The organism is Vibrio sp. 03_296, from assembly GCF_002265885.1.
In genome coordinates this window covers 1-6941 of sequence record NZ_NPKW01000057.1, presented here as the reverse complement: position 1 = coordinate 6941, position 6941 = coordinate 1, and the positions used below count along the sequence as shown (strand labels likewise).

The following is a 6941-nucleotide window of genomic DNA, read 5'->3' as shown; positions in this document are numbered from 1 at the left end:
GGCAAGAGAATGATCAAAGGTGGACGGATGCAAGTAAGGACTGTTTTATACATGGCCATGATGTCAGCGATGCAATGTAACCCTGTATTTAAAGAAACATATACAACGACTTTTGGCTGCTGGAAAACCCAAAAAGTAGCGCTCATTGCCTGCGTCAGAAAGATGGTAGTTATTCTAAATTCAATGCTTAGAGATGGCTGTATGTGGAATGGCAGATAGCGCCAAAAATTAACTATTGACGCCATAGTCTCTTGTTATGTTTAAGGCTCAAAGGGTTAAGTTTGCGATACCAATAGCTTAACTCGACTTACCTTTGCAAACCAAAACCAGACGCTAAAAAGCTGAATTAAATCATAATTTTGATTGTGCCGACTTTGAGTTTTAACGTGAGAAATCGAAAAAATAGGGCTCTAACTTTGAAATCAAAATCACTTAACTCACCTCGCCTACTCTCTGCATTTCAATGAGGCAACTCTCTGAACTTTTAGCGCCCACGAATTGGAGTCCAGAAAACAGCGACCACTGAAGTTAACCTGCCGACAAAACCAAAATTAGAAATACGAAGGAACAAAGAAAAGATGCAACCAACTGATTTTACGTGACTAAACATAACGCCGCGTTAAGGGGTGCAGGCACGCAATACAAAAGCTACCGCACAGCGACTTAATCACCAAACCCAACGCAAACCGAAAATGCCACGCGTGCCAAATCCCACTTAAACGCTTTGTTATGCTTAAGCTTCAATGGCTTACGTTTGACCAGAACCCTAAAAGCTGATTTTTCAGAACAAGAAGTTTGGACTTTATGATTTTAGCCTTTAAGAAGCTAACGCCGCGTTAAGGGGTGAGTGCCGCATAAACCAACCTTCTGCAGACCATTTTCACCACCAAAACTCACTGCAAACCAAAAATGCCACGCGGCATGAATCCCGCTTAAACGCCTTGTTATGCTTAAGCTTCAATGGCTTACGTTTTAATTGAATTAAGATTAACTCGACTTTGATTTACAAACAAAAGCTAAAACGTAGAAAACCGAAATGAATCATAGTTTTGATAATCAGACTTCGGATTTTGGCAAAACTGGTTTGAAGTTTGAAAACCTAGAAATGGATTTCTGATTGAGCCCGCCGCCCTAACCTCGCTCTTGCCCAAAAATTGACTGAGGCAACTCTCCGAGTTTTTAGCGCCAAAGAATGGATGTCCAGAAAATAGCGCTCACAAAAGCCAGCTTGCCGACAAACACAAAACTAGTCAGCCAAGGGAACAAAGAAAAATCATAACCAACTGATTTTACTTGATTAAGCATAACGCCCTGTTAAGGTGTGAGCAACGCAATACCTAAGCCACCGCATAACACCTTAAACACTAAACGCAACGCATAGCCAAAATGCTATGCGTTGCGAATCACTCTTAAACAGTTTGTTATAAACTCGATTTACAGCTTATTTTCGTATAGATGTTCAACAGGAAAGATCATTGTGTAGTCGTCCCAGTTTAAGTTTCCATCAAGCAAATCAAACTGCAAAAAGCGAGAGATGTCTTTATATACATCGTAATCAGGATGGCCAACACTAAAGATGAATGGAGCAAAATCAACGATTGAAACGTGATTATCACTAAACTCTATTTCTAAAATATGATCCGTAACGTGTGTAACTTTAACCACTGATAGTTCTGACATTTTTTACCTTCTTCGTAATTGTAGTTGGACTTACATGCTTTTTCTTAACAAAATAGTCAATCCACTTTTCTACAATATCATCGGCATAACAGTTTACAAACTCTTCAAACTCACGCTTCTTTTTGCTCTCTAATCCTGCACCTTTATCCTTAACGACAATTTTTGTAATGCGGCCATTTTTCAAGTGAATTTCCGCTTTAGACTCTTTACCTTGAAACTTACCATGAATATGAATTGGCTCATGTTCGTTACTATAAAAGAACAATATAATCCCTAAGTACTCATAAATTTTCGGCATGCACACCTCCTTGAAATGAAAGTGCATTTTCATGCATGCTGTTGATTATTGAGTGTGATTTAAGTGTGAACGTATCTAAACTTCGAGCCGTGCCAGTGTTTATAACGCCCAGTTAAGGGGTGAAGCACGCAATACCGATGTTACTACATGGCACTTCAACACTGGAACCACCGCATACTAAAAATGCCACGCGTGCTGAATCCCACTTGAACTGTTTGTTATGTAACAATATTTTCGATGCAATAAATGCGATCAGCTTACCGCCAATTTTATAGGCATTGGGTATTACTGTTTTTAGAGAAAAGCCACTTTTGATAAGCACTTTCTCTGAACCAACATTGCCCTCTGTGACGACTGCGCTGAATGCCTTAATAGCATGTTCATTGAAAGCCCATTTGATTAAAGCCCTCAATGATTCTGTACCGAACTCGAGATCATGATACTGAGGGAGAATTAAATACCCAACGTCTGCAACACCATCAACAAGGTAAAAGCCAGTGACACCTATTTTTTCACCAGTTTCCAGTAAGTCATTGTAAAACATAGCAAGTTTCCCGAGCCTTTAGTCCACAAAGATAACCGTGATTCAAATCTTTCCCTGATCTCTATGGTCGATGGTTCATCGAAACATAAACTAATAACAGCAGGGTTACGATGTAAAGACTCAAATAACTCCCAATCTTTGTCCGTAATTTGAGTCATTTTCAGTCTATCCGTAACTATTTCCATGCTCGAACTTTCCTTTGTTACATAACGCCGCGTTAAGGGGTGCAGGCACGCAATACAAAAACTACCGCACAGCGACTTAATCACCGAACCCAACGCAAACTGAAAATGCCACGCGTGCCAAATCCCACTTAAACGCCTTGTTATGCTTAAGCTTCAATGGGTTACGTTTTACTAGAAATAAGATTAACTCAGCTTTGATTCACGAACAAAAGCCAAAAACCAAAAAACTGAAATGACTCATGATTTTGAAAATCAGACCTTGAACTTTGGCAGCTAAAACGAAAAAACCTAAGTTCAAATTGCTGATTGAGCCAACCGCCCTAACTTCGCGCTTGCCCGAAAATTGAATGAGGCAATTCTCTGATTTTCTAGCGCTAAAGAATAAGTGTCAGAAAAACAGCGCTCACAAAAGCCAACTTGCCGACAAACACCAAACTGAAAAGCCGAGGGAACAAAGAAAAACCATAAATCACTGATTTTACTTGATTAAGCATAACGCTGCGTTAAGGGGTGAATGCCGCCTAAACCAAGTTTCCGCAGACCATTTTCACCACCAAAACTCACTGCATACCAAAAATGCCACGCGGCATGAATCCCTCTTAAACGCCTTGTTATGTTTAAGACTCGAACGGTTAAGTTTTACGATACCAAGAGCTTAACTCGACTTACCTTTGCAAACCAAAACCAGACGCTAAAAAGCTGAATTAACTCTTAATTTTGAACATTCTGACTTTGAGTTTTAACGTGAGAAACCGAAAAGCCAGGCTTTAACTTTGAAATCAAAATCACTTCACTCACCTACACTCTGCATTTCAATGAGGCAACTCTCTGAACTTTTAGCGCCCACGAATTGGAGTCCAGAAAACAGCGACCACTAAACGTAACTTGCCGACAAGACCAAAATTAGAAAACTAAGAAAGCAAAGAAAAGATGCAACCAACTGATTTTACGTGACTAAACATAACGCCCTGTTAAGGGGTGAGCAACGCAATACCGAAGCCGCCGCATACCACCTTAATCACTAAAAACAACGCATAGTGGAAATGCCACGCGTTGCGAATCCCTCTTGAACAGTTTGTTAAATGCACTTTATATGCATCGGAACACTTCGGCCATGTGCCAATGCATGCCTTGCAAAATCGGTATTGTCGACCTTGAAACCATGTTTTTCGAAGTATGGAATCTGTTCATTAGAAGAAGTAGTAAGGGTAATTTTATTAATCTTGTTCTCTTTGCAGTATGTTTTGATTGACTTTAAATGCTCTCCAAACAACCCCAATGATTTGAAAAAGTGTAGTTCATACACGCGCTCATTTTCCGGCACTGGTTTATATGGGTTGTAGAAACAAACATCTGCAATAAACAAATCATTGGGGTAAGTTCGACAAAGTAGCAATTGGATAAAGTCTTGCCCTTCGATCATCGGATCTTGAATATTTGCATAGCAAAAAGCAATATCTTGAACTACTTTGCGTTTCATTTCTTTCTCTACTGTTTGATAAAGAAATGGGTTTCCTGAGTCAAAGTGTGGAGCTAGTTTTCTAGGGTTAACTTTTGCTCCGAATTCAACGTATGACATCCAAGCCTGAGCTCCAATTTCAAATAAAATATCAGGTTCTCTTTCGGCTATTTTTTCAATATCACTTGGGCCTAAGACTTCAAACTCTAGCTTAGACTCAAACTTGTCAGATATTGCTTTTTGTAAAAATACGTCACTTAGTTTCACTTTTATCTCCTTGTGCATTTAACGCCCGGTTAAGGGGCAGCCAACGCCATTACCAAGCTTCCGCATAACACCGTAACCAGAAAAACCAACGCATAATAAAAATGCCACGCGTTGGCTGTCCCTCTTGAACCGTTTGTTATGGCTAACAACTCACTGATTTATTGGGCAAAACTTTAAGAAAGCACTATACGTTCATCTCGACATTCGTGAGAACCCATTTCGAATTCTCGACAAATCCAAGGGCGATTTTCGTAAATTGTGCACATGAACGTTTCACGATCTAGAGCTGAACACCAACCATCTGACAAACGCAGCATCGTTTCTCCACCCCATTCATCAAATGCAATGTGCTGCTCTGGTACACCTGTATCGGTAATGATCATAACCTCCAAACGGCAACAACAAGCATGGCAGTTTGAGCACGATATTTCCGGATTTGATACATTTTTAATTGGGATTGTCATCGAGTTCTTCAGCAAGTTTAATCGCAGAATAGTACTCCAATTTAAACCAATTTACCGACATTAATGATGAACTCAACTTGATAGCCATAACGCCCAATTAAGGTGTGAACCACGCAACCACACAATTCAATTTGGGCGCCATAAACACTAAGCTTACCCCAAACCAAAAATGCCAAGCGTGGTGAATCACTCTTAAATTGTTTGTTATGTGTCTAGCTTAAGTCGCCAAAAACTTCTTCTGTCTTTTCGTCGAATTTTTTGATCTTTTGCAAAACTGCAATCATGTTACTTTCAATATCGTCCCCTTTTGCAACTTTAGTTAAAAAGTACACGATACGACCCCATGTTTTAAAGTGATCTTCACTAATTTCTGCGACTATCGGAAATAGTGAATGAAAGCTTGCCAGCTCGACCGATACATGTTTTTTGATATGTGCTTGGATGTCACTTTCCGAGGTTGCAAGGACACGAACAAGCGCATCAATAACGTCATTACTTCTCGCTCTTTCACTTGCAAAAAACTTGAAGTCATGTCGATTTGACTCGTACTCCACTATTGAAGGTAGTACTACCCGTGTTTTTTCGAATATTTTTGAATCTTTGAGCAAATTGACAACGATGAACCTTAAATATTCTCTAGCTCTTTTTTCTAGTTGACGAGAACGCTTTTTCTCTTGTTTGAGAGCGATAATGTCGAGAACAAAGATAATTAAGGCAAGCTCAACAGCAACACCAACAAACTCAGGAACTAAGTTTTGCTCAAAAGTTGTGAAGTAATCATCTGAAAAAACGAGAAATAATACTGCACCACACAGCAATGCGAAAAGTGCAAAAGCAAATTTAGGATGTCTTTTTAATACGCCTTGAAACATTTATAAAACCACTTTCATAAAAGGTGGCCTATTACACTTAAGGAATGGTATTCTGTCAATTGTAAATAACACATAACGCCGCATTAAGGTGTGAGCGGCGCTTGGCTATACTTGAGCGAAGCGAAACTGCCGAGCGTTGCGAATCACTCTTAAATGCTTTGTTAGATGCCAGATCGCTGAACCTAATTTAGTAGTGGTAACGACACGAGATTATCGTTATGGCCTGATCATCGACTGCGTAAACAAGCCTATTAGTATCATCAATACGACGAGACCAAAAACCAGATAAGTTTTCTTTCAATGGCTCAGGTTTACCGATGCCCTCAAATGGAGAACGCTTAACATCATTAATGAGTTTATTGATGCGCTTGAGTGTTTTTTTGTCTTGAGTTTGCCAATACAGGTAGTCATCCCAAGCGTCATCAGTCCACGACAGTAAACGCTGACTACTACTCATCAATTAACTCTCGTGCTGTTGTTTTACCAGCACGGTACTGTGCTATAGAACGGTTTAAGTGTTCAGCGTTTTGAGGAGAGCGTAGCAAGTGCACTGTCTCCATAAGGCTATTGTAGTAATCTAAGGACATAACCACAGCATCTTCAGAATCACGACGTGTAATAACTGTTGTATCAGCGTCATTAACTACACCGTCCAAAACAGCTTTAAGACCATTTCTTGCTTCAGTAAAAGATACGATTCTCATAAGAACCTCCACATGTACATTTAATGGAACAAGTATAATCCTCGCCACTCTACTTGTACAGTAAATTGAACATGCGATATTGATAAGGCAACTAACGCTGCGTTAAGGGGTGAATGCCGCATAAACCAAGCTTCCGCAGACCACTTTCACCACCAAAACCAACCGCATACCAAAAATGCCACGCGGCATGAATCCCGCTTAAACGCCTTGTATGGGAAATTATCCCCATTAATCGACCTGTTTCGGGTAATGTGAGACCCAGGCTTTAGCCGCAACTAAAGCTTTCTATGTTGTAGTTCGATTGAACGCTGGCTCCTCTATCGAGAGACCGATAACAAACATGAACGCGACATAGAACTCCAAGCACCAAACTCGAATACTCGACTGGGTCTCGAACCCGCATTACGCAAGCAAGAGTTAGCTTATTATGAATACAAACACACTTCAAAATATTAATGTCGGTGTGGA

General features: G+C 40.1%; 11 protein-coding genes and 2 pseudogenes. 1 reads left to right on the top strand and 12 read right to left on the bottom strand.

The annotated features are described in order from the left end of the window. Positions 1 to 232 (top strand): annotated as a pseudogene (locus CIK04_RS06750) (transposase); the annotation flags it as partial. A 593-nt stretch (positions 233 to 825) separates the two neighbouring features. Here CIK04_RS06750 and CIK04_RS06740 read toward each other — a convergent pair. From CIK04_RS06740 to CIK04_RS35475, 12 genes and pseudogenes are all read right to left on the bottom strand, one after another. After that, positions 826 to 948, bottom strand: coding sequence for a DUF3265 domain-containing protein (locus CIK04_RS06740; protein WP_080927638.1), 123 nt, complete (start codon positions 946 to 948; stop codon positions 826 to 828). Between the two features lie 486 nt (positions 949 to 1434). Beyond that, positions 1435 to 1680: a DUF2442 domain-containing protein gene (locus CIK04_RS06725; RefSeq protein ID WP_097353686.1), complete on the bottom strand. Its 246-nt coding sequence runs from the start codon at positions 1678 to 1680 to the stop codon at positions 1435 to 1437. Further along, the gene (locus tag CIK04_RS06720; protein ID WP_020840803.1) at positions 1658 to 1978 is read right to left on the bottom strand and encodes a DUF4160 domain-containing protein; all 321 of its coding nucleotides are present in this window, start codon (positions 1976 to 1978) and stop codon (positions 1658 to 1660) included. The genes CIK04_RS06725 and CIK04_RS06720 overlap by 23 nt, the downstream gene beginning before the upstream one ends. A gap of 112 nt (positions 1979 to 2090) precedes the next feature. Beyond that, a complete protein-coding gene (locus tag CIK04_RS35485) occupies positions 2091 to 2231 on the bottom strand; it encodes a DUF3265 domain-containing protein (protein WP_174208649.1) in 141 nt (46 codons plus the stop codon). Positions 2232 to 2339: 108 nt separating this feature from the next. Further along, positions 2340 to 2522, bottom strand: a pseudogene (locus CIK04_RS35480) (GNAT family N-acetyltransferase); the annotation flags it as partial. A 671-nt stretch (positions 2523 to 3193) separates the two neighbouring features. Further along, entirely contained in the window at positions 3194 to 3322 is a 129-nt protein-coding gene (locus tag CIK04_RS06705; protein ID WP_097353687.1) for a DUF3265 domain-containing protein, read from the bottom strand. A 463-nt stretch (positions 3323 to 3785) separates the two neighbouring features. Beyond that, positions 3786 to 4433, bottom strand: coding sequence for a hypothetical protein (locus CIK04_RS06695; RefSeq protein WP_097353684.1), 648 nt, complete (start codon positions 4431 to 4433; stop codon positions 3786 to 3788). A 173-nt stretch (positions 4434 to 4606) separates the two neighbouring features. Beyond that, a complete protein-coding gene (locus tag CIK04_RS06685; RefSeq protein ID WP_097353682.1) occupies positions 4607 to 4897 on the bottom strand; it encodes a YkgJ family cysteine cluster protein in 291 nt (96 codons plus the stop codon). Between the two features lie 212 nt (positions 4898 to 5109). Next, complete coding sequence (locus CIK04_RS06680) at positions 5110 to 5769, bottom strand: hypothetical protein (protein ID WP_097353681.1); 660 nt, start codon at positions 5767 to 5769, stop codon at positions 5110 to 5112. 187 nt (positions 5770 to 5956) lie between these two features. Next, positions 5957 to 6226, bottom strand: coding sequence for a Txe/YoeB family addiction module toxin (locus tag CIK04_RS06675; RefSeq protein WP_005464459.1), 270 nt, complete (start codon positions 6224 to 6226; stop codon positions 5957 to 5959). Beyond that, complete coding sequence (locus tag CIK04_RS06670) at positions 6219 to 6473, bottom strand: type II toxin-antitoxin system Phd/YefM family antitoxin (protein ID WP_005526636.1); 255 nt, start codon at positions 6471 to 6473, stop codon at positions 6219 to 6221. The genes CIK04_RS06675 and CIK04_RS06670 overlap by 8 nt, the downstream gene beginning before the upstream one ends. A gap of 91 nt (positions 6474 to 6564) precedes the next feature. Further along, positions 6565 to 6702 (bottom strand): DUF3265 domain-containing protein, encoded by a 138-nt coding sequence (locus tag CIK04_RS35475; RefSeq protein ID WP_097353680.1) that lies wholly within the window; start codon positions 6700 to 6702, stop codon positions 6565 to 6567. Positions 6703 to 6941: the final 239 nt, after the last annotated feature.